Annotated in this window: 17 protein-coding genes, 1 tRNA gene and 1 pseudogene; 11 read left to right on the top strand and 8 right to left on the bottom strand. The window is 62.7% G+C overall.

Annotated features, from left to right (window positions below):
- The first annotated feature begins 236 nt into the window (after positions 1-236).
- Positions 237-4,181, top strand: a complete 3,945-nt coding sequence (locus DWU98_RS09095; protein WP_115495241.1) for a response regulator — start codon at positions 237-239, stop codon at positions 4,179-4,181.
- 302 nt (positions 4,182-4,483) lie between these two features.
- Here DWU98_RS09095 and DWU98_RS09100 read toward each other — a convergent pair.
- Positions 4,484-4,560 (bottom strand) — tRNA-Met (locus DWU98_RS09100).
- A gap of 179 nt (positions 4,561-4,739) precedes the next feature.
- Here DWU98_RS09100 and DWU98_RS09105 point away from each other — a divergent pair.
- The 8 genes from DWU98_RS09105 (at position 4,740) to ampE (ending at position 9,971) form a co-directional block, all read left to right on the top strand.
- Positions 4,740-5,285: an RNA pyrophosphohydrolase gene (locus tag DWU98_RS09105; protein WP_115495242.1), complete on the top strand. Its 546-nt coding sequence runs from the start codon at positions 4,740-4,742 to the stop codon at positions 5,283-5,285.
- A gap of 56 nt (positions 5,286-5,341) precedes the next feature.
- Entirely contained in the window at positions 5,342-5,551 is a 210-nt protein-coding gene (locus DWU98_RS09110) for a (2Fe-2S)-binding protein (RefSeq protein ID WP_115495398.1), read from the top strand.
- A gap of 136 nt (positions 5,552-5,687) precedes the next feature.
- Positions 5,688-6,158 carry a bacterioferritin gene (gene bfr, locus DWU98_RS09115; protein WP_115495243.1) on the top strand — a complete coding sequence of 157 codons (471 nt, stop codon included), beginning with the start codon at positions 5,688-5,690 and terminating at the stop codon, positions 6,156-6,158.
- A 199-nt stretch (positions 6,159-6,357) separates the two neighbouring features.
- Positions 6,358-7,119 carry a DUF6776 family protein gene (locus tag DWU98_RS09120; protein WP_115495244.1) on the top strand — a complete coding sequence of 254 codons (762 nt, stop codon included), beginning with the start codon at positions 6,358-6,360 and terminating at the stop codon, positions 7,117-7,119.
- Positions 7,106-7,528 (top strand): bactofilin family protein, encoded by a 423-nt coding sequence (locus DWU98_RS09125; RefSeq protein WP_115495245.1) that lies wholly within the window; start codon positions 7,106-7,108, stop codon positions 7,526-7,528. The genes DWU98_RS09120 and DWU98_RS09125 overlap by 14 nt, the downstream gene beginning before the upstream one ends.
- Positions 7,529-7,610: 82 nt before the next feature.
- A complete protein-coding gene (gene erpA, locus DWU98_RS09130; RefSeq protein ID WP_115495246.1) occupies positions 7,611-7,979 on the top strand; it encodes an iron-sulfur cluster insertion protein ErpA in 369 nt (122 codons plus the stop codon).
- A gap of 117 nt (positions 7,980-8,096) precedes the next feature.
- Positions 8,097-9,056 (top strand): NAD(+) diphosphatase, encoded by a 960-nt coding sequence (gene nudC, locus DWU98_RS09135; protein ID WP_115495247.1) that lies wholly within the window; start codon positions 8,097-8,099, stop codon positions 9,054-9,056.
- 45 nt (positions 9,057-9,101) lie between these two features.
- Positions 9,102-9,971, top strand: a complete 870-nt coding sequence (gene ampE / locus DWU98_RS09140) for a regulatory signaling modulator protein AmpE (protein ID WP_115495399.1) — start codon at positions 9,102-9,104, stop codon at positions 9,969-9,971.
- A gap of 153 nt (positions 9,972-10,124) precedes the next feature.
- On the opposite strand, the gene DWU98_RS09145 is transcribed toward ampE, so the two are convergent.
- The gene (locus tag DWU98_RS09145) at positions 10,125-11,999 is read right to left on the bottom strand and encodes an MFS transporter (RefSeq protein WP_115495248.1); all 1,875 of its coding nucleotides are present in this window, start codon (positions 11,997-11,999) and stop codon (positions 10,125-10,127) included.
- 73 nt (positions 12,000-12,072) lie between these two features.
- Between DWU98_RS09145 and DWU98_RS09150 the strand changes: the two genes are divergently transcribed.
- Together DWU98_RS09150 and DWU98_RS09155 are read left to right on the top strand one after the other, a co-directional pair.
- A complete protein-coding gene (locus tag DWU98_RS09150) occupies positions 12,073-12,432 on the top strand; it encodes a DUF2784 domain-containing protein (RefSeq protein WP_115495249.1) in 360 nt (119 codons plus the stop codon).
- A 41-nt stretch (positions 12,433-12,473) separates the two neighbouring features.
- Positions 12,474-12,893, top strand: coding sequence for a GFA family protein (locus DWU98_RS09155; RefSeq protein WP_115495250.1), 420 nt, complete (start codon positions 12,474-12,476; stop codon positions 12,891-12,893).
- A 19-nt stretch (positions 12,894-12,912) separates the two neighbouring features.
- On the opposite strand, the gene purD is transcribed toward DWU98_RS09155, so the two are convergent.
- The 6 genes and pseudogenes from purD to DWU98_RS09185 form a co-directional block, all read right to left on the bottom strand.
- Positions 12,913-14,193, bottom strand: a complete 1,281-nt coding sequence (purD, locus tag DWU98_RS09160) for a phosphoribosylamine--glycine ligase (protein ID WP_115495251.1) — start codon at positions 14,191-14,193, stop codon at positions 12,913-12,915.
- Positions 14,194-14,446: 253 nt separating this feature from the next.
- Entirely contained in the window at positions 14,447-15,817 is a 1,371-nt protein-coding gene (locus tag DWU98_RS09165; protein WP_115495400.1) for an AMP-binding protein, read from the bottom strand.
- 157 nt (positions 15,818-15,974) lie between these two features.
- A complete protein-coding gene (gene tsaC, locus DWU98_RS09170) occupies positions 15,975-16,547 on the bottom strand; it encodes an L-threonylcarbamoyladenylate synthase type 1 TsaC (RefSeq protein ID WP_115495252.1) in 573 nt (190 codons plus the stop codon).
- A gap of 164 nt (positions 16,548-16,711) precedes the next feature.
- Entirely contained in the window at positions 16,712-19,198 is a 2,487-nt protein-coding gene (locus tag DWU98_RS09175; RefSeq protein WP_115495253.1) for a DNA topoisomerase I, read from the bottom strand.
- Positions 19,199-19,349: 151 nt separating this feature from the next.
- Positions 19,350-20,494: pseudogene (gene dprA, locus DWU98_RS09180) on the bottom strand (DNA-processing protein DprA).
- 83 nt (positions 20,495-20,577) lie between these two features.
- Positions 20,578-21,726 (bottom strand): LysM peptidoglycan-binding domain-containing protein, encoded by a 1,149-nt coding sequence (locus tag DWU98_RS09185; protein ID WP_115495254.1) that lies wholly within the window; start codon positions 21,724-21,726, stop codon positions 20,578-20,580.
- Positions 21,727-21,892 lie beyond the last annotated feature (166 nt).

Raw genomic sequence — 21,892 nt, forward strand, 5'->3', positions numbered from 1 at the left:
TCTCGCGGCGCGCGCCGGCCAAAACGATGGGTACGATGCTGAGGGTGCAGGGTCATCCCGCTCGTGTGTCGCTGCCGCACTAATCCCATCTTCACATTCGAGCAACGCCTGCGTTGCGACGCTTTCACATCCAGGCGGCCCGGAGGGGGTGGCCTCCCCCCCTAAACGCTGGGCGCTTCCCGGATAAGGGATTTATCCGGCTGAAAAGGAAGTGCCAGCCTCTGCGGAAAATTCGCATGTCGACCATTCTGGCCAACCAGAGAGAACCTGACTTCCCTCCCGGCGGCGGAGAGATGGGGGCGCTCATGCGTGCGAAGGATTGGTCGGCCACCCCGCTTGGCCCGGTCGAAACATGGTCGCCCGCCCTGCGCATGATGACCAGCTTCTTGCTGGCCAATCGCTTTCCCTTGCTACTTTGGTGGGGGCCGCAGTACTTGTCGTTGTACAACGACGCCTATCGGCCGATCCTCGGCAACAAACATCCCAAGTATTTGGGCCGCCCCGTGGCCGAATGCTGGTCGGAGATTTGGCACATCCTCAAGCCGCTGATCGATCAGCCGTTCAACGGTGGTCCGGCGACCTGGATGGATGATATTTCGCTGGAGATCAACCGCTACGGCTTCATCGAAGAGACGCACTTTACCGTCGCCTATAGCCCGGTCCCCGATGAAACTGCGCCGCACGGCATTGGCGGTGTGCTGGCGACCGTGCACGAGATCACCGAGAAGGTGATCGGTGAGCGTCGATTGCAGGCATTACGCGATCTCGGCCTGCGGGTCACCGAGGGCAGAACCGCCGAAACGGCCTGCGCCATCGCCGCCCAGACACTGGCCGAACACGCCAAGGACATCCCGTTCGCACTCATCTATTTGTTGGATGAGGAGGGCAAACACGCCCGGCTTGCGGGCGCTGCCGGTCTTGGCATGGATGAGCCGGCCAGCCCTCGTGTCATCGATCTGGGCGACCCGACGCATGGCGATGCGCTATGGCCGCTTGGCGAGGCCGCGCGCACCAAGACGATGATCACAGTGGAGAATGTGCACAAGCGTTTCGGAACGGTGGCTACTGGCCTCCGGTCCGCCGCGCCACAGTCCGCCGTCGTTGTACCCATTCGCTCCAACAAGGCTCACCAGCTCGCCGGCTTGCTGGTTATGGGCGTCAGCCGAGTGCTGCAACTCAACGAGTTGTACATCAGCTTTTTCGAATTGGTGGCAGCGCAAGTCGCCACCGCCATTGCGAACGCGCGTGCCTATGAAGAGGAACGCAAACGAGCCCAGGCGCTGGCGGATATCGATCGCGCCAAAACCGCTTTTTTCTCCAATGTCAGCCACGAATTCCGTACACCGTTGACGTTGCTGCTGGGGCCGCTGGAGGAGATTTTGAACGCTCCGACGCCAGGTGCCCCGCCAGCGGCTCAGCGTAACCAACTCCAAGTCGCACACCGCAACGGCCTTCGCCTGCTGCGCCTGGTGAATGCGTTGCTTGATTTTTCGCGGATCGAAGCCGGGCGTGCGCAGGCGAGCTATCAACTCACCGACTTGGCCGCGTTGACGACGGATCTTGCCCGCGGCTTTCGTGCTGCCGTGGAACGAGCCGGGCTGCTGCTTACGATCGATTGTCAGCCGCTGCCAGGCCCGGTCATGGTGGACCGCGACATGTGGGAGACGGTGGTGCTCAACCTGCTCTCGAATGCTTTCAAGTTCTGCTTTGAAGGCAGCATCGAAGTGACGTTGCGACCATCGGAAGACCACGCGGTATTGCGCGTCAAGGACACCGGCGTAGGCATTCCAGCTGATGAGCTGCCGCGTCTGTTCGAGCGCTTCCACCGTATCGAGGGTCAACGTAGCCGCAGTTTCGAAGGAAGCGGCATTGGCCTTGCACTAGTGCACGAAGTGCTGCGGCTGCACAACGGCACCATTAGCGTTCAAAGCGACGTCGGCCACGGCGCCGAATTCATTGTTTCGCTTCCCTTTGGAACGGCGCACCTCGCCGATGGCGCTCCCGCCGCAGCGAACCCTAGTATGAAGGCCATGCGCATTGACGCCTTTGTCCAAGAGGCACTGCGCTGGCTACCTGATGATGATGCACCTGGCGGTGATCAAGCCCCTTCGAGGGAAGGCGAGATACCGCGTCCGGTTGTGCTCATCGCCGACGACAACGCGGACATGCGCGGTTACGCGAGCCGGCTTCTGGCTGACCGCTATGAGGTTGAAACGACACCCGACGGTCAAGCGGCGCTGGAAGCCATTCGCAGGCGCCGCCCTGACCTCGTACTGACCGACATCATGATGCCTCGGCTTGATGGCTTTGGATTGCTGCGCGCCATCCGCACGGATGCATCCTTGTGCGATGTACCTGTGATCATGCTGTCGGCACGCGCCGGCGAGGAAGCGTGCGCCGATGGCCTCGATGCCGGCGCGGATGACTATCTGACCAAACCGTTCTCCGCGCGTGATCTGCTGGCGCGCGTGGGCGCCAATCTCGATCTGGTACGGATGCGGCGCACTGCGACGGAGGCCTTACGCACGCGCACGTCTGAGTTGGAGACCATGCTTGAGACGGTGCCTGTGCCGGTGTGGTTTACCTATCAATCGGATGGTCGCCAGGTCTTTGGTAATCATGCCGCCGCCCGATTGCTGCACATGGACGCCATCGAAAAGGCTTCTCTCCCAGCTGTGCAGCTGGAAGGTCCCACACCTTTTCGCGTATTCCGCAGCGGAGTGGAAGTTTCTCTACAGGAGCTTCCTTTGCTGCGCGCGACGCACGGCGAAGTCGTGCGCGAGGAAGAGGTGGAACTGCGCTTCGAAGACGGCTCGTCGGTGATTCTTCTACTGAATGCGTTGCCAATCCGCGACAGTGAAGGCGGCCAGGTGGGAGCGGTCTGCGCGGCCACAGACATCACGGAGCGAAAGCACACCGAAGCGGCGATGCAGGAATGGAACAAGCATCTTGAAGCACGCGTGGCCGAAGAAGTGGCTGCGCGCGAAAAAGCGCAGGCAGGCCTGGCCCAGGCGCAACGCATGGACGCGCTGGGCCAGCTTGCGGGCGGCATCGCGCACGACTTCAACAATGTCATCCAAGCCGTGCAAGGTGCCGCCGGCCTTATCGAATTGCGCCCCGGCGATACCGAGCGCGCCCTCCGGCTTGCGCGCCGAATTATCGAAGCGTCAGAACGGGGCGCCGCCATCACGCGACGCCTGCTTGCCTTCTCCAGGCGAAGCGATCTGCGGGCCGTGCCGGTGGATGTCGTTGCCTTGCTCGCGGGGATCCAGGAGATCCTCAGCCACACCTTGGGTGCAGGGGTTTCGGTGCACGTAAAAACCGAGCGCGATCTGCCCCTGCTGCTCGCGGACAAGGGACAGTTGGAAACGGTGCTGGTCAACCTCGCCACAAACGCGCGCGATGCCATGCAAGGCATGGGCACGCTGACCTTTGGCGCCGCCACCGACATCATTCGGGACGACACGCCGGCCATGACGCCCCTCGTTCTGAAAACAGGTCCCTACGTGTGTCTGTCCGTCACCGATACAGGCCCAGGCATGACGCCAGAAGTGCTGTCACGCGCCTCCGAACCGTTCTTCACGACCAAGGCCCCCGGCAAGGGAACCGGACTGGGTCTGGCCATGGCGCGCGGCTTCGCCGAGCAAAGCGGCGGCGGCATGTTCATCGAAAGTGCGCTTGGGCACGGAACGGTGGTCAAGCTCTGGCTTCCCGTTGCAAAAGGCGATGAGCCGACCATCGCCGATGACGATGACCATGCCACCGATGCTGCGTTGGCGACGACGCGTGCCCGGATATTGCTGGTCGACGACGATCAGCTCGTGCGCGAGACGCTCACGCAAGAACTGGAAGGCCACGGTTACGTGGTTGTAGCTGCCGCGTGCGGCGCCGAAGCCCTTGCGCTGCTCGATGCAGGCGAGACCATCGCCATGCTCATCTCCGATTTGTCGATGCCGAACATGGACGGCGTAAGCGTTATTCGCCAGGCGCAACAGCGACAACCGCACCTGCCCGCCATCCTGCTCACCGGCTTTGCGACGAGCACCGCAGGCATCGAATTGGATGAGTTTGGAAGCGGCGGCATTACCGTGCTACGCAAACCCATACGCGGCAGGAAGCTCGCCGAGCGCGTGGCGATGCTGCTGCAGGGCATGGCGGCCGCGGAGCGGGGAAAGAAATAGGCTGACGTTGCGCACCTTGTGTGCGCTTCATTGACGTCTTTAATTACGCCAACTCCGCCAATTTCGGCTCCAATACCGGTACGCATCCACGGGCATCGAACATCTGACGCACAGCAGCCTTCCAGGCGTTACGGCTGGCGTTGGCGTTGCTGCTTTCGGTGCACGGGCTCACGGGGCGCCGAGGATGTCCACGGTTACCCAGATTCAATGGATGACGCCGGACAGCGCTGCACCATAAAAACGCCCAAACCCTTTAGCAACATCGGGTTTGCCGGACTTTGACGGAAGGTTCGGAGAGTGTGTGGTGGCTATGGGTGGACTCGAACCACCGACCCCAGCATTATGAGTGCTGTGCTCTAACCGGCTGAGCTACATAGCCAAGGGATGCCGTCCGGGTGCCGGATCGGGTTCTATTCAGGCGGGGCGCGGAAGTTTAATCGGGCTGCCCTCGCGGTTCAAGTAGTCTGCTTGCTCCAGCTTCGTAGGCTGTGGTTGAATCGATCCAGGGTCGTGCAGGGCTTGGTTCTGGCAGGTTGCCGCCCGGCCCGAGGAGACTGGATGATTGACGCAGATGGCTACCGTCCGAATGTTGGCATCGTGCTGCTGAATGCAGACGGCCGGCTGTTCTGGGCGCGCCGCGTCCATCGCGACGGCTGGCAGTTTCCCCAGGGCGGCATGCGCAGCGACGAAACCCCGTTGGAAGCCATGTACCGTGAGCTGCAGGAGGAAACCGGCCTGTTGCCCGACCACGTGCAGGTCCTCGCCAGCACCCGCGGCTGGCTGCGTTATAAGCTGCCCACCCGCTATATCCGCCATCACCAGCATCCGACCTGCATCGGCCAGAAGCAGGTGTGGTTCCTGTTGAAGCTGGTCGGTGGCGAAGAGGCCTTGTGCCTGGACGCGTGCGAAAAGCCGGAGTTCGATCTCTGGCGCTGGGTGGATTTCTGGTACCCGGCGGGGCATGTGGTGAACTTCAAGCGTGACGTCTACCACCGCGCGCTGCGCCATTTCGCACCGCTGGTGGAGACCACCCTGTGCATCGAGCTCGGCCCCCAGCCCCACTCGCAGGGTCGGCCGGGGCGCGGTCGGCGCGCGGCCGCCTGAATTTTTCGCAGCGGCCAATCGAAGGCTAGTTGACAATCATTCGCATTCGCGTTGAAATACGTGCCATGTACATCTGTCTGTGCAATGCCGTTACCGACCACGATATCCGCCGCGCCGCCGTCGACGGTGTGCGGAGTTTTGCCGAATTGCAGACCCGCACCGGCTGCTCGGATTGCTGTGGTTGCTGCGAATCCGACGCTCGCGCGACACTGGATAAGGCAATTGCGCAAGTCACCCTGGACCTGCCCATTCTGGTCGCGGCCTAAGGGTCGCCCCGGGTTACCGCCCTGTTCGAACGCCATCACCTGCGGTGATGGCGTTTTCGTATGGGCAAATCATTCCCATTGCACCAACCCGCCGCACTGAGCACGTATAGTTCGGCATCATCCCCGGAGAACAGCCATGAAAGGCGACGCCAAGGTCATCGAGTTCCTCAACAAGGTTCTGTACAACGAGTTGACGGCGATCAATCAGTATTTCCTGCATTACCGCATGTACAAGAACTGGGGCTATAGCGAACTGGCCGAGCATGAGTACCGCGAATCGATCGACGAGATGAAGCACGCCGATCGCCTGATCGAACGCATCCTGTTCCTGGAAGGTCTGCCCAACCTGCAGCATCTGGGCAAGCTGCGCATTGGCGAGAATGCGCTCGAATGCATTCAATGCGATCTCGATCTCGAGCTTGCGGCCGTGCAGGATCTGCGCAATGCCATCGCGCACAGCGAAGGTGTCGCCGATTACGTGAGCCGCGATCTGTTCAGATTTATTCTCAGTGCCGAAGAAGAGCACATCGACTGGCTGGAAACGCAGCTGAGCCTGGTCAAGGACATTGGCGCGGAGCGTTATCTGCAATCGAAGATGGATAGTTGAGCAACGTGTTCAGCAACGAGTCGCTCGCAGGTTTTTGATGCACACCACGCATGCCTTCACCTTCGTGTGAAGGCCATACGTTAAGAGAATGTACGTCATCGCACGCGTCAGAGCGATGTGCGGCACAAACCACGGGCGTATTCCTTGACGATTTCCTCACGGACGGGCTATACCCTTCGTTTTCCGCGAAGGGTTCCGCATGGCGTCCCGCCCACCGCCACGCTATGTCGTACGTCCGCACGACGCTGCCAGCCAGCGTCGGCGGATGCTATGGCTTGGCCTCGCATGGCTGGGCAGCGTGGTGCTGGTCGCCATCGTCGCCGCGCTTGCTGCGGGCGCGTGGAAGCAGGTTGCGCCGCGTCTGTCGGATCACCGCGCGCTGCGCGCGGCGGCAGCGGAGAACGAGCAGCTCAAGCAGCAGGTCGCCAATCTGCAGCGCTCGCAACAAGTCAACGATGTCGCCACCCAGGCATTGCGGCAAACCCTTTCGCAACGCGACGAAGAAATCAGCGGCTTGCGCGCCGACCTGGGCTTCTACTCTCGCCTGGTTGGCGGCGATGCGCAGCGCGAAGGCATGAAGGTGCAGGAAGTTTCGCTGCAGCCCGTGCCGCACTCGCCAGCGTGGAACCTCACCATCAGCCTCACCCAGAACGTGAAGCGCGATGACGACACCAGCGGCACCACCACCGTGAGCGTGGAAGGTTTGCGCAACAACAAAGTGGTGCAACTGGATTGGTCCACCCTGGGTGATGCGTCTGAAAAAAGCGGCATTCCTTTTCGCTTCCGCTATTTCCAACAGTTGCACACCACGATCGCGCTGCCGCCGGATTTCCGACCGACGCGACTGCACGTCACCGTTCAGCCGGAAAATGGCGAATCCCTTACGCGCGCCGTTGCATGGAACGACGCCCTTGCCACTCCCGTTACGATCTCACAAGGAGAATCCGATGCTCAGCCGTAAACGCCAAGAGCCGACCAGCCGTCACGCCGACACCAGCCTGATCGCACAAGGCACGATCATCCGTGGCGATGTGCGCTTCACCGGCACCCTGCACCTGGATGGCCGTATTGAAGGCACGGTGCTGGGCGAGGGTTCCAACGCCGTGTTCACCCTCAGCGAGCAGGGCCAGGTGCAAGGCGAGGTGCGCGTGCCGCACGCCATGATCAACGGGCAGGTGAACGGCGACATTTACGCCAGCGAGCGACTGGAGCTGGCGGCGCAGGCGCGGGTGATCGGCGATGTCCGCTACAACTCCCTGGAAATGGCCGCCGGCGCGCAGGTGAACGGGCGCATGGCGCACCAGGGCGAGGACCACGTCCAGCGCGAACTGCCCGCCCCGGAGGTTCGCAGCGAACCGGCAACCGTCTGAACCGGCAGCGCCCGCCGTCCGCGGGGCCCGGGCTCAAGCTGATATGCTTGAGTCTGAAGTACTAGAGCCCAATATCCGCGCTATGGAAACCATCGTAGCCATCCCCGACTATCGCCAGGCCGGCGCCCCCCTCGTGTTCACCGAGGCCGCCGCGCGCAAAGTGCACGAACTGATCCAGGAAGAAGGCAACCCGGAGCTCAAGCTGCGCGTGTACATCACCGGCGGCGGCTGCTCGGGCTTCCAGTACGGTTTCACCTTCGATGACACGCGCGCGGAAGACGATTTCGCGCTGGACCGTGAAGGCGTCACCCTCTTGGTCGATCCGCTTTCGCTGCAATACCTGACCGGCGCCGAGATCGATTACACCGAGAGCCTCAGCGGTTCGCAGTTCGTCATCCGCAACCCGAACGCCAAGACCACGTGCGGCTGCGGCTCCTCGTTCTCCACGTAACGACGCGTTGACTCTTTTGCGCGGGCGGCATGATGGTTTGCATGCATGCGCCCTGGCGCCGCCAGACGGCGTCCACGTCCTATCCATCGAAACGTCTTCACACCCTGGCCAGTCCGGATGACAGCGACGAAACTCAACCTGTTCGCCGGACTCAGCCTGATCCTCGACCGCGTTTCGGAGCAGCGGGACGCTACCGATTGGGTGGCCGCCAAAGCCGCCGAGTCCGATGCACGCTACCTGTTGCTGGATGCTGCCGGCGACGCATTTCTCCACCCGCACGACGACGCACTGCGCTGGCTCCACGCCAGCGAGCGCGAGCGCCTGCTTCCGCATGCATCCTGGAGCTTGCTCGGCCTCATCGATGGGCAGCCCTATTTCATGTTGCTGCTGGATGAAAGCGACGACGCAGCCGCGCTGGAATCGGTTCTCCATGCACGGCGTGCCGGTTTGCGCGAGGCGGGTGTCAACCTTGCCGCCGACGAAGCAGGCTTGTTCGCCTATGCCAAGGGTCTGGCGCATTGGCAGCGCGAAACACGTTTCTGCGCGCGCTGCGGCACACCGCTGCAACGGGTTTCCTCCGGCCATCGCGCGCAATGCACTAACCCTTCGTGCGGGCGTCTGCATTTTCCGCGCACCGATGCCGCGATCATCGTCATCGTGGCATACCAGGGTGCCTGCCTGCTCGGTCGTCAGCCTGGCTGGCCGCCGGGTCGCTACTCCACGCTCGCCGGTTTTGTGGAACCGGGCGAAGCGCTGGAAGATGCCGTGCGGCGCGAAGTTGCCGAAGAGTCGGGCGTGATCGTCGGCGACGTGCATTACCACTCTTCGCAGCCATGGCCGATGCCGGCCTCGCTGATGGTCGGGTTCACTGCCACCGCGCTGTCCCCCACGATCCGCCTGCGCGACGGCGAACTGGAGGATGCGCGCTGGTTTACGCCGCAGCAGATCGTCGACAGTCTCGCCGACGGCAGCCTGCGTACACCCACGCGACTTTCCGTGTCCTATCAATTGCTCTCGCATTGGCTGCGCGAATGCGCGGGGCTGGACCTGGATGCATTGGAGCGGGCGGCCCCGTGACTGGGTTCTCACCTACAATGCGGTGATCAAAGGGAGTTCATGTTCATGGCCATTCGCCTGCTCGCCGCGCTCATTGCCCTGGGACTGTTGCACCTGCAACCGCAGCTTGCGCATTGGCGTGGCGACGGCGGCTTCCGTCGCTGGGTGCAGCAACTGGCCGACACCAGCGGCGTTGGGCGCATCGTGCTCGCGATCGCGGTGCCGGTGGTGCTGTGCGCGCTGGTGATCTGGTTGCTGCACATGCTGCCGCTGGGGGATTTGCTCTTGCTGGTGTTCGCGCTGGCCGTACTGTTGTTTTCGTTTGGTCCGCATGTGTTCGAGGCGGACGTCGAAGCCATCCTCAGTGCGCCGGATCAAAGCAGCCGCGAAGCCGCCGCGCAAGCACTGTCGGACGACGGTGAAACGGTGGCATGGACGACCGCCGATCTGGGCGAAGCCACCGCGTACGCGGCGCTGCGCCGTCGCTTCGGCGTATTGTTCTGGTTCTTCCTGCTCGGCCCGATCGGCGCCCTGCTCTATCGTCTGGCGCGGCAGTTAGGTCACGACACGTCACTGGCGCTGGATGCCGATGCACGCACCTACGCACGCTACCTCGCCAATGCACTCGATTGGCTGCCGGCGCAGTTGATGGTGTTCACCCTTGCGCTGGTAGGTCACTGGGACGCGGTGATCGGCGCATGGCGCCGCTGGCATCAGCAGGCCGCGCCCAACAGCTGGTATCTCACCAGCCCGGACTTTCTCGGCGCCGCCGCGCGCGCGGACGTGCTCACCGACATCGAGGGCGGCGACGGCTACGTCGAAGAGCGCACCGATGCGTTGCACGAATTACGACGCCTGCGTGATGCGCTGCTACGCGCGTTGCTGGCATGGTTGAGCGTGGTGGCACTGATCGTGCTGGGTAGTTGGTTGCACTGAGCATTCGCATGTTTGCGTCGGCTTAGCGCATGCGAAGAAGAGCCTTCATGGACCTGTTTTGAGAAGCGGGGAGAACACGGGCCCCGCGTCTTCAAGCATGCGTTGTCACAGTCCCTAGGCCCCGGCTTGCACCGGGGCGACGCAAGGCGTCCATCACGCCAGATCGCCGCGCAACGCCTGCACGCGTGCCTCCAAACTCGCCGCATTGACCTGCTCTGCAGCACGGGGCTCATCCACCACCAGCTCCACCCGCGCCCGAAAACGACGCGGCAGGCGCGCACGCCTCAGCATGGAATCGCGCCGGCTCCACACGCTACCCCATAACCCGCGCAGTGCCATCGGTACCACCGGCACGGGACGCCTGGCGAGAATTTTTTCCACGCCTGGCCGAAACGGTGCCATGTCGCCGTCTTTGGTCAAGCCGCCTTCGGGGAAGATGCATACCAGTTCGCCGCGCGCGAGTGCGGCATCCACTTCTTCGAATGCCTGCTGCAAGATCGCCGGATCTTCCTTCTGTCCGGCAATCGGGATCGCCTTCGCCGTCTTGAACACGAAATGCAGCAGCGGCACGTTGAAGATCTTGTAATACATCACAAAGCGCGCCGGGCGGCGCAGACTCGCCATCAGAATCAGCGGATCCATGAAGCTCACATGATTGCAGACCAAGAGTGCCGGCCCTTCCTCCGGCACATGGCGCATGCCATCCACGCGAATGCGATAGAGCACGTTCACCAGCACCCAGGTGATGAAGCGCATCAGGAATTCAGGCACCAGCGTGAAAATGTACGCTGCGACGAGCACATTGAGCACTGCCGCCGAGAGAAAGATATGCGCAGCACTCCATCCCAGCCTTTCGAGCACGAGACCGAAGCAGGAGCCCGCCACGATGAACAGCGCGTTGAGAATGTTGTTGCCGGCAATCACGCGTGACAGACGATCTTTGGGTGTACGCGACTGCACAAAGGCAAATAGCGGTACCACATAGAAACCTGCAAATACGCCGATCAGCGTGAGATCGAACACAATGCGCCAGCTTCCCGCCGCATGCAGAAAAGCCAGCCAATCCATGCCTCGCACCATCGCCACGCCAGGACGGGCCAGGAACAGATCGATGCCGAACGCCGTGAGCCCGAACGCACCCAACGGCACCAGCCCGATTTCGACACGCTTGCCCGACAATTTTTCACACATCAGCGAACCGACGCCGGTGCCAATGGAGAACAACGTGAGCACCAGCGTATTGACCGTGCCGTCACCGCCCAAATTGATGCGCGTGTAGAGCGGCAATTGCGCCGTCAGCACCACGCCGAAAAACCAGAACCATGAAATGCCCAATACGGCGTTGAATACGGCACGATCGTCACGCGTGATGCGCAGCACCCGCATCGTTTCGGTGAACGGGTTCCAGTTGAAGGCAAGATCGGGCGCGGTCGCCGGTGCGGTCGGAATGGCACGGCTGATGAGGTAGCCGATGATCGCCACACCAATCGTCAAGACAGCAGAAAAATGCGAGCCCCATCCGGCGACCAACATCAAGGTACTGCCCGCGATCATGCCGAGCAGGATCGCAATCTGCGTACCCATTTCCACCAGGCCATTGCCGCCCACCAGTTCGGCGGGTTTCAGCGCTTGCGGAAGAATGGCGTATTTGATCGGGCCAAAGACCGTGGAATGCAGGCCCATCATCAGCAGCACGATCAACAGCAGCGACAGGTGATGACTGATGAAGCCATAGGCGGCAAGCGCCATCGCGGCGATTTCAAACAGCTTCACGTAACGGATGATGCGCGTCTTTTCCAGCTTCTCCGCAAGCTGACCGGCCGATGCCGAAAACAGGAAGAACGGCAGGATAAACAACGCCGGCGCCAGGTTGGTGTACAGGGCCGCCTGCTGGTCCGACAAACCCATCTTGAATACCGCCAGCGTGACCAAGGCATAGCGGAACGCGTTGTCGTTGAACGCGGCCAGTGCCTGGGTCCAGAAAAACGGCGCGAAGCGTCGACTGCCTAGCAGGGCGAACTGACTCATGCGAATCCTTGGCAAACGGGTCGCCCTTAGCGTAACGTGAAAAGCGCCTCCACGAGCGATGGCACATGCTTCCATGTTTCTGTTTCTAGCCGATGCTGTGTTGGCCTTCCATCTGGCTTTTATCTTGTTCGTATGTCTGGGCGCGCTGCTCGCGCTGAAGTGGCGTTGGGTTCCATGGTTGCAGCTGCCTGCGGCGGCATGGGGCGTTTTTGTGGAAGGCAGCGGCACGATATGTCCGCTTACCGGCATCGAAAATTATTTCCGTGTCCGCGCCGGCGAAGCCGCCTACGAAGGTGATTGCATCGGGCATTATCTTGTCGCAACGATTTACCCTGATGGCCTTACGCGGCATATCCAGCTCGCATTGGGTGCGATCGTCGTAATCGTGAACCTTTCCGTCTACATCTGGCTTGTGCGCAAGCGCCGCGCATAAGCATCGCGTATGCTTGCGCGGAAAAACCAGCGAGCACACCCATGTTGATTGCCGGTAGCTGCCACTGTGGAAATATCCGTTTCGTGCTCGAGTGGACGCCCGATCCGGTCGAAATTCCCGCGCGTGCTTGTACGTGCACGTTCTGCAGCAAACATGGTGGCGTTTGGACATCCCATCCTGCCGGATCATTGAAGGTCACGATTCGGGATCCGGCGCACGCGTCACGCTATGCGTTCGGCACCGAGACGGCCGATTTCCATGTCTGCGCCATGTGCGGCGTCGTGCCATTGGCCACCTGCGCCATGGAAGGCAGCACGTACGCCGTGGTCAACGTAAACAGCTTTGAGAACGTGCCGCCGTCACTGTTGCAACGATCCTCTTCGACGGTCGACGGCGAAAGCATGCACGATCGCCTCGCGCGCCGAAAGCGCAACTGGATCGCCAACGTCCAGTTCGTTTAATCGTTTGTCTGGAAGCCGATTAACGGCGCAGCGCACGATGGGCAATATCCTTGCGACAGAACGCACCGTCGAAGTGAATATGCTTGATGCCGTCGTAGGCGTGCTCGCGTGCCGCGGCAATGTCCTTGCCCAGCGCACACACCGTCAACACGCGCCCGCCCGCAGTGATCGTGCGCCCTTGCGCATCGAGCTGGGTGCCTGCGTGAAAGACCTTCACGTCCGCGCCGAAGGTTGAATCCAAGCCCTCGATCACGTCACCGCTCCTCACCTTCGCCGGATAACCGCTCGCCGCCATCACCACGCCGATGGACGGGCGCATATCCCACTGCGCGTGCGTGCGATGCAGCTCGCCATCCAACGCCGCTTCGATCAGATCGACCAAATCGGATTTCAGTCGCAACATGATCGGTTGCGTTTCAGGATCACCGAAGCGCACGTTGAATTCGATCACCTTGGGTGCACCGTGCTTGTCGATCATCAGGCCCGCATAGAGAAACCCGATGAAGGGGGCGCCCTCTTGAGCCATGCCGTGCAGGGTCGGTTCAATGACTTCTTTGAGGATGCGTTTTTCGACCTCGGGCGTCACCACAGGTGCGGGCGAATACGCACCCATGCCGCCGGTGTTGGGACCAAGGTCGTTGTCATCGCGACGTTTGTGATCCTGGCTGCTGGCCATCGGCAAGGCGTGCGAGCCGTCGCTCATGACGATGTAGCTGGCTTCTTCACCGTCGAGGAATTCCTCGATCACCACGCGCGCGGAGGCATCGCCGAAGGCGTGCGCGCCGAGCATGTCGTGCAGCGCAAGTTCCGCATCGCCCAAGGTCAGCGCAACCACCACACCTTTGCCGGCGGCAAGGCCATCGGCTTTGATGACGATGGGCGCGCCGTGCTCGCGTACATAGGCCAATGCTTTATTGAGATCGGTGAACACGGCATAGCGCGCGGTCGGGATGTTGTGACGAAGCAGGAAATCCTTGGCGAACGCTTTGGAACCTTCCAACTGGGCCGCGATGGCGCGTGGCCCGAAGATGCGCAAACCGGCCGCGCGGAATTTATCGACCACGCCGGCCACCAGCGGTACTTCCGGACCGACCACGGTCAGTTCCACTTTCTCGGCTTTGGCAAGCTTGAGCAGGCCGTCGATGTCGGTCACCGCCACGTCGGCATTGCGCACGCCATGCTCGCGCGCTGTGCCAGCGTTGCCGGGCGCCACGATCACCTCGCCGACGCGCCGCGATTGCTTGAGTTTCCACGCCAGCGCGTGCTCGCGGCCGCCGTTACCGATAACCAGAACTTTCATTCCTGCTCCGAGGATTCAAAAAGGGCTGCCGCAGTGCGGCGCAATGCGCATTGTAGTGGGTATTGGGGTGTGGCTTCGGGCATGGCGCAGAACTTCGGCCGCCGGAAAAGCAGGCCTTGGCATTCTCGTTACCGATTCGCCCCCCTAGGTAAACGCCAGGGCTGGTGTCTTGCGTGCGCGCTGGACTCCGGCGTTCGCCGGGCGACGAGTCATCGCGCCTGGCCTTCGGCGGAATGACGACGCGCCTGATGGGTTAAACGTGCAGCAGACCCAGCAACGCCGCACGCGGCAACTTGCCGGTCTCATTGCGCGGCAGGCTTTCGACCAACCGCAACGGACGTGGCAGGAACACCGGGTCGATCGAGGCGCGCAAGCTGTCCAGAATGGCGTGCTCATTTAGCGTGGGCGCCACCGCCAGCGCTGCAATGCGTCGTACGCCAATGGCATCGGCTTCATCGAGCTGGAACACCACACCGTCTTGCACGCCGGGGATGCTCAGCAGCCGGCGGGTGAGGTCGCCGAGCGAGGCGCGTTTGCCGGCGATTTCCAGCAGGTCCGCGTGACGCCCGCACAATTCGAAGCGGCGCCCTTCGTCGTGCAAGCTCACGATGTCGGCCAGCACGGCGGGCGTATCCAGTTGCGGCGCTTCGATCTGCGTACCGTCAGGCTGCGGATGCAAATGCACTCCGTGGTACAGCGACCAGTGGCTGTCGAGCGTGACACGCCGTGACGCGAAGGCGCAGGTTTCGGTGGAACCGAATACCTCCAGCAGCGGTGCGCCGAAACGCTCCTCCGCCTGGGCCGCGAGTGACGGCGGCAACGGCGCGGTAGCCGAAAGCATCGCGGCCAACGGCGGTAGCGTCACATTCGATTCGACCAACGCGCGCAGATGCACCGGTGTGGTCACCAGCACGCGCGGCGCGGGCATGGATTCCAGCGCGGTGGCGATGTCGGCCGGGAAGAAGGGACGCCCGGAATGCACCTGCACGTCCCCCAGCAGCGGCAGCAGAATCGACATTTCCACGCCGTAGATATGCTGTGGCGGAACGGTGGCCACCACCGAGAAGGACTCGCCAACGACCGCCTGCAGCATGCGCAAATTACCGGCCGTACTTGCATGCAGGCTGCGCCAGGTTTTTTCGTTCGGGCGCGGCGTGCCGGTGGAACCGGAGGTGTAGCCAACCGCCGCGATTTGCGCGGCGGAAATAGCCGGCCATGCCAGCGCATCCGGTGCGGGCTCATCCACCGGCAAAGGCGGCAGCACATGGAAGCGCAGCGGCGCCGGATGCAAGGGGCGATCGCCCACGACGTGGCAGCCTGGATGCGCCGCCATCACCTCTTCCACCGCCTGCGGCGCGCGCGAGGGTGGCAACACGTTGGCCTGGCCGCGCAACGCGATGGCGCAAAACGCAACCAGGAAGGCATAGCGGTCTTCGCACAGATTCACCGCGGCGGATGCTTCGGGAAGTTGCGCGGCAACGCGTTCCACATGCGCGATGAATTGGGCGGCCGTGATGGTTTGGCCATCGTGCATGGCCACCACGCGCCGCGGGTCGTCGACCTTCAACAACGGCAGCAGTCGCTCCGCTTCATCGCGTTGATAAGTGTCGTAGACGATCGCCACGCCGCGCACTCCTGGTTGCTCTGCCGATGCAATAAATCCCAGCCCGGCCAGGTCGGTCGGTGTCTGCCGGTGCACGGGATTGTGTCCTGCTACCCCCTATCCTCATGGTCGCCGCTGAATCGGCACCTACCGTCGCGACGACCGTATACCGCAGGATTCAGGTTCGAATGATAGCGCCTGTCAATGCATCCCGGATGGTGGTCGGCGATGCCGCGCCACCCAGGGGTGCATCCACGATGCCGTCTATAGCATCACCAAAATAGGTGATGACGGTGGCAAGGTCGCGGGCCGGTGGCTGGCCATGCGGATTGGCGCTGGTGGAAACCAGGGCGCCGCCGAACGCGCGGCACAAGTCGGCGGCAGGGCGATGTGCGGTGACCCGCAAAGCGATGCCGTCGTGCGCGCCGGCCACCCAGTCGGGTACATGAGCGCTGCGTGGGAAAACCCAGGTGAAAGGTCCCGGCCAGCTTGCCTGGACCTGAGCGAACACATTCGCTGGCACTTTGGTCATGTCGACGTAGTGTGTGATCTGCGCGAAATCGGCGGCAATCAGCAACACGCCCTGCGTGGCCGGTCGCTGCTTGAGCGCGAAGATGCGTTCGAAGGCAACGCGGTCATGCGGGTCGCAGCCGAGGCCGAACACCGCTTCGGTGGGATAGGCGATGATGCCGCCTTCGCGTAGTGCGTTGGCGGCGGCTTGGAGTTGGTCGAGCGTGTAGTGCTTGGGCATACGCTGATCTTCTTCCTCTCCCCTCCGGGAGAGGACCGAGGTGAGGGGCCAGGGCTTGCCTCACGCTTCAATGTGGACGATGGCTTGATCAAACCCTGAGGCGAGGTTGACTCTTCGCCCCAAACCTCTCCCCCGACAGCGACAGGAAGCACATCGGTCGAGGTTTAGGCGCCCGCCTTCTTTGTTGCAGCTTTCTTGGCTGACGCTTTCTTTGCTGCCGTCTTCTTCGCGGGCGCTTTCTTCGCAGCGGTTTTCTTGGTGGCTGCTTTCTTGGTCACCGTCTTTTTCGCAGCGGCTTTCTTCGCCGCCGGCGCCGCTTTCCCGCCAGCCGTCTTCTTGCCGAAGCGCCCCTTCTTTACCGGCGCGGCCGCGAGCAATTCCAGGCACTGGGTTTCGGTCAGTTCCTTCGGTTCCTGATCTTTGGGAATGCGCGCATTCTTCTCGCCATCGGTGATGTACGGACCAAAGCGGCCGTTGAGCACCTGCACGCCATTGCCGAAATCCTGAATGATGCGGTTGGCGATCAGCTCCAGTTTTTCCTGCACGATCTGCAGCGCGCGCGGCAGCTCGATGGTGTAGGGATCGTCTTCGGCCTTGAGCGAGGCATACGTGCTGCCCTGCTTCACGAATGGCCCGAAGCGGCCGATGCCCACGCTGACTTCGTCGCCGGTTTCCGTTTGCCCCAGCTTGCGTGGCAGTTTGAACAGCTCCAGCGATTCGTCCAGCGTGATGGTGTGCATGCTCTGGCCGGGACGCAGGCTTGCGAACTGCAGTTTTTCGTCCGTGTCCTTGTCGCCGATCTGCGCATACGGCCCGTAGCGACCCAGACGCACGGAAACCGGTTTGCCGCTCTTGGGATCGGTACCGAGTTCACGCGCGCCGGTGGCTTCGCTGCGATCGACCGATTCGGTTTTTTCTTCCACCTGTTGCTTGAACGGCTCCCAGAAGCGACGCATCAGCGGCACCCACGCCTCTTCGCCGCGGCTGACGGCGTCAAGCTCGTCTTCGAGGCGGGCGGTGAAGTCGTAATCGACGTACTGCGTGAAGTGCTGGGTGAGGAACTTGCTTACCGCGCGACCGACGTCGGTGGGGCGGAAACGGCGGTTGTCCAGCAGCACGTATTCGCGGTTCTGCAACACCTGGATGATGCTGGCATAGGTGGACGGACGGCCGATGCCGTATTCCTCCAGCGCCTTTACCAGGCTGGCTTCGGAATAGCGCGGCGGCGGTTCGGTGAAATGCTGTTCGGCAAGGATGTCCTGGAGCGGTATCTGCTCGCCTTTTTGCAGCTTCGGCAGGCGCCGGCCTTCGTCGTCATCCTCGGCGGATTTCTGATCGCGGCCTTCTTCATAGACGGCGAGGAAGCCCGGATCGATCACGGTGGTACCGGTGGCGCGGAACGCCGCGTCACCGCCCTTGACATGCTTGACGTCGAAGTCGGCCGACACCGTGTTCATGGTGGCGTGGATCATCTGGCAGGCCACGGTGCGCTTCCAGATCAGCTCGTACAGCTTGCGCTGATCGTCGGTGAGAAACGCCGCCACCTCGCGCGGCGTGCGCATGGCGGACGTCGGGCGAATCGCTTCGTGCGCTTCCTGCGCGTTTTTTGATTTGGTGCGATACACCTGCGGCTGATCGGGCAATGCCTTGTTGCCGTAATCGCGTGTGATGAGCTGGCGCAGTTCGCCCACGGCCTCTTCCGACAACGCGGTGGAGTCGGTACGCATGTAGGTGATCAGGCCCACGTTACCTTCGCTGCCCAGGCCGACACCTTCGTACAGGCCCTGCGCGATCTTCATCGTGCGGGTGGTGCCAAAACCGAGCTTGCGCGCAGCTTCCTGCTGCAGCGTGGAGGTAGTGAACGGCGGCGCGGGCCGACGCTTGCGCTCCTTGCTGCCCACTTCGCTGACGGTGAGATGGCCGCGCGCGGCTTCTTTCAGCGCGGCGCGGGCCGCCATGGCATCGACCTCGTTGGTGAGGTCGAACTGCTCGAACTTCTTGCCGTTGAGCTTGGTAAGGCGCGCACCGAAGTCGCCGTCGGCATGCTTGAGCTGCGCTTCCACCGTCCAGTATTCGCGTGCCACGAAGGCTTCGATTTCTTCCTCGCGCTCCACGATCATGCGCAGCGCGGGGCTTTGCACGCGGCCGGCGGAAAGGCCGCGCTGCACTTTGCGCCACAGCACCGGCGAAAGGTTGAAGCCGACCAGGTAGTCCAGCGCACGGCGCGCCTGCTGCGCATCGACCAGGTCGTGCGAAAGCTTGCGCGGCGTGGCCACGGCGGCCTTGATCGCGCGCGGCGTGATTTCGGAGAACACCACCCGGTGCAGGTTCTTGCCCTCGGCAAGGCCACGCTCCTTGAGGATCTCGCTGATGTGCCAGCTGATCGCCTCGCCTTCGCGATCCAAGTCGGTCGCCAGGTAGATGTCGTCGGCGACTTTGGCGGCCTTGGCGATGGCGTCAACGTGCTTTTCGTTGCGCTCGATCACCTCGTACTTCATGGCGAAGTTGTGCTCGGTATCGACCGCGCCCTCCTTGGGTTTCAAATCGCGCACGTGGCCGTAGGAGGCCAGGACCTGGAAGTCCTTGCCGAGGTATTTGTTGATCGTCTTGGCCTTGGCCGGCGATTCGACGATGAGCAGGTTCTTTGCCATGGGGCCTTGAGATTCCAAAAGTCCATCTGCGGCTGTTCATGAACAGCCGCTCTATTAATAGTTGGAAGCACGCCAGCTTGAGGGCTGTCAAGCGTGCGCACGTGAAAGCGAGGTCCAGCGCGCTTTTCCGAGGCCGGGGCCGGGGTTGGCGTCAGCCAGCCGCAAGGCGCTGATAGCGGCCGCCCGGCAAGCCTTCGACACAACCTTCCAACTCCAGCATGAGCAACATGGACGACAGAACGGCAGCACTTTGCCCGGTGCGCGCGGCCAGGTCATCCACCGCCATGGGATCGTGCCCGAGCACGTCCAGCAGCCGTTGGTATTCCGGGTCGTCGCGCCAGCTGCCAGCCGCCGATCGGGCGCTTCCTGCCCTTGCCACCGGTACCCGTTCCAGGCGCTGGGCCAGTTCGGCACCAAGCGCCCGCGCGGCGGGAACCAGGGTTTCGGCTACTTCAGAGGCGCTTTCGACCAGCCGCGCACCCTCCCTGATGAGGCGGTGACAGCCGCGAGCGAGCGGATTATGGATGGAACCGGGCACGGCGAACACCTCCCGTCCTTGTTCGCCAGCCAGCCGGGCGGTGATCAATGACCCCGATTGCAGTCCCGCCTCGATCACCAACGTGCCCAGCGACAACCCAGCAATCAGGCGATTGCGGCGCGGGAATGGTCGGCACGCGCCGCCGTCCCGGGAGGAAATTCGCTGACCAGTGCCCCCTGCGCCGCGATACGCGCGGACAGCTCCCGATGCTTGCGCGGGTAGACCAGGTCCGGCCCGGTGCCGATCACCGCGACGGTGGGCTGGCCGGCTTCCAGCGCCGCCTCGTGAGCCGCGCCGTCGATGCCATCGGCCAGGCCGCTGGTGATCACGAACCCAGCTAGCGCAAGGTGGCGGGCGAACGCGCTCGCGTTGGTCCTGCCGGCCACGCTGGCGCTGCGCGCGCCGACAATGGCCGCCTGGGCACGCAGCAACAGGCTGGCATCCCCGGCCACGAACAGGGCCACCGGTGGCTGCGGGATGGTTTCGAGCTGGGGTGGAAAATCCTCCTCCGTACAGCGCAGCAACCGATGACCCGGCTCGCGCAGCCAGGCGATGTCGGCACCGATGCGCGCCTGGTCGGGTTGTTGCAGCCACGCTTGTGCGCGCGGATCCAGCGTCTGCGCCTCGCGCCGAAGTTGCGCTACGACTTCGCCCATCCGTCCGCCTGCCGCAGTCAGGCGTTCGCGCAAACCACCCGGCCCCATGCCAGGCGTGCGCAGGGCGATCATCCAATCGTGCAGTTCCGCGTGTTCGTTCATGCGACGAGTCTACGCGAGCGCGAAAACGAGAACGGCGCGGGTTTACCGCGCCGTTTCGTGAGTTTTATCAGCGGATGCCGCGCTTACTCGGGCATCTTCACCCGCGCGCCGATCTGCACCGGCTTGAGCCCATCCATCACCACGCCGTAGCTCACGCGATCGAAGGTGCGGAAGATCATCACGTGGCCGATGTATTCGTCCGGCAAGGTCACGAACTTGTGGTCGTAGCGCGTCCAGCTGTTGTGCGCCACGTCGTCGGGCACCTGCTCGCCGGGCTGCCACAGCGAGAAGGTCGTGCCGTTGTCGACACCATCCTTCGAGCCGATCGACAGCACCACTACGTCGTTGGGACCGACCTGGGTGAGGCGTTCCTGCGCGAAGGCGATCACGCGGCCGTTCTGCGGCATGCTCTTGGGCGGATGCGGGTAGTAGTAGGGGTCGTAAGGGTTGTCATCGATCGGCATCAGCCGATCGCCGGCACGGATTTCCATTTTCGAGTTCAGCAGTAGCAGCGTGGCTGGATCGCCACCGCGCAGCACTTCGGCCTCGCCGATCACGGTGACTTCCATCGCGAGCGTCTTGCCGCGGAAGGCATGGTTCGGCGTGGAACGGCCAATGTCGGTGGCCCATTCCTCTTGCCACGGCGAGTTCGTGGTGGCGACATCGCTATCGACCAGGTTGGCCGCCATCTCGTCGCTCTCTTGCGCTTCATCGCCGCCGTAGGTGCGGAACACGTGCGTGGGACGCACGATCGCCCAGCGCTGGCCCGGCTGTGCATCGATGTGGCGCACGTAAAGGTTGCGGCCGGCCGTGCCGGTGAGGTCGCCTTCTTCGAAGCCCATCACGTACGGGGCATTCTTGACCTCGTCCGGATCGACCACGCGCGAGTCTTTCAGGAACGGCTTGAGCTGATCGACCGGGATGGCGGGGATCGCTTCGCCTTCGCGATGGATCGACGGTTCCAGCTTCAGCGCCGGACCGCCATTGACGAAGGACAGGTCAAGCACGTCGCCCGGATAGATGAGGTGCGGGTTATGCACCTGCGGGTTGGCCTGCCAGATTTCCGGCCATAGCCAGGGCTTGGACAAGAAGCGCGCGGAGATGCTCCAGAGGGTATCGCCACGACGCACGGTGTAGCTGTCGGGGTGATCGGCACGAAGCTGTGCGCCGGCCGCATAAACGGCCACGGTGACCAGCATGCCGGCCAGCAGCCCGATGGACTTTCTGATCATAACCGGGAATCCCCCTCCCCCTACGCTCGGGCGAGTGTAACCGAAGCATTAACCCAAGCAACACGTGCCAGTTGGCAAATTCGCGCGCCGGCAACCACTTGGAGCGCGTACAATATCTATATTCTAGACCGCAGCCGGGCTGGCTTTTTACCAATTCGCCCGCATT

It is taken from the genome of Dyella monticola, assembly GCF_003363155.1.
GTDB classification, from domain to species: Bacteria; Pseudomonadota; Gammaproteobacteria; order Xanthomonadales; family Rhodanobacteraceae; genus Dyella_B; species Dyella_B monticola.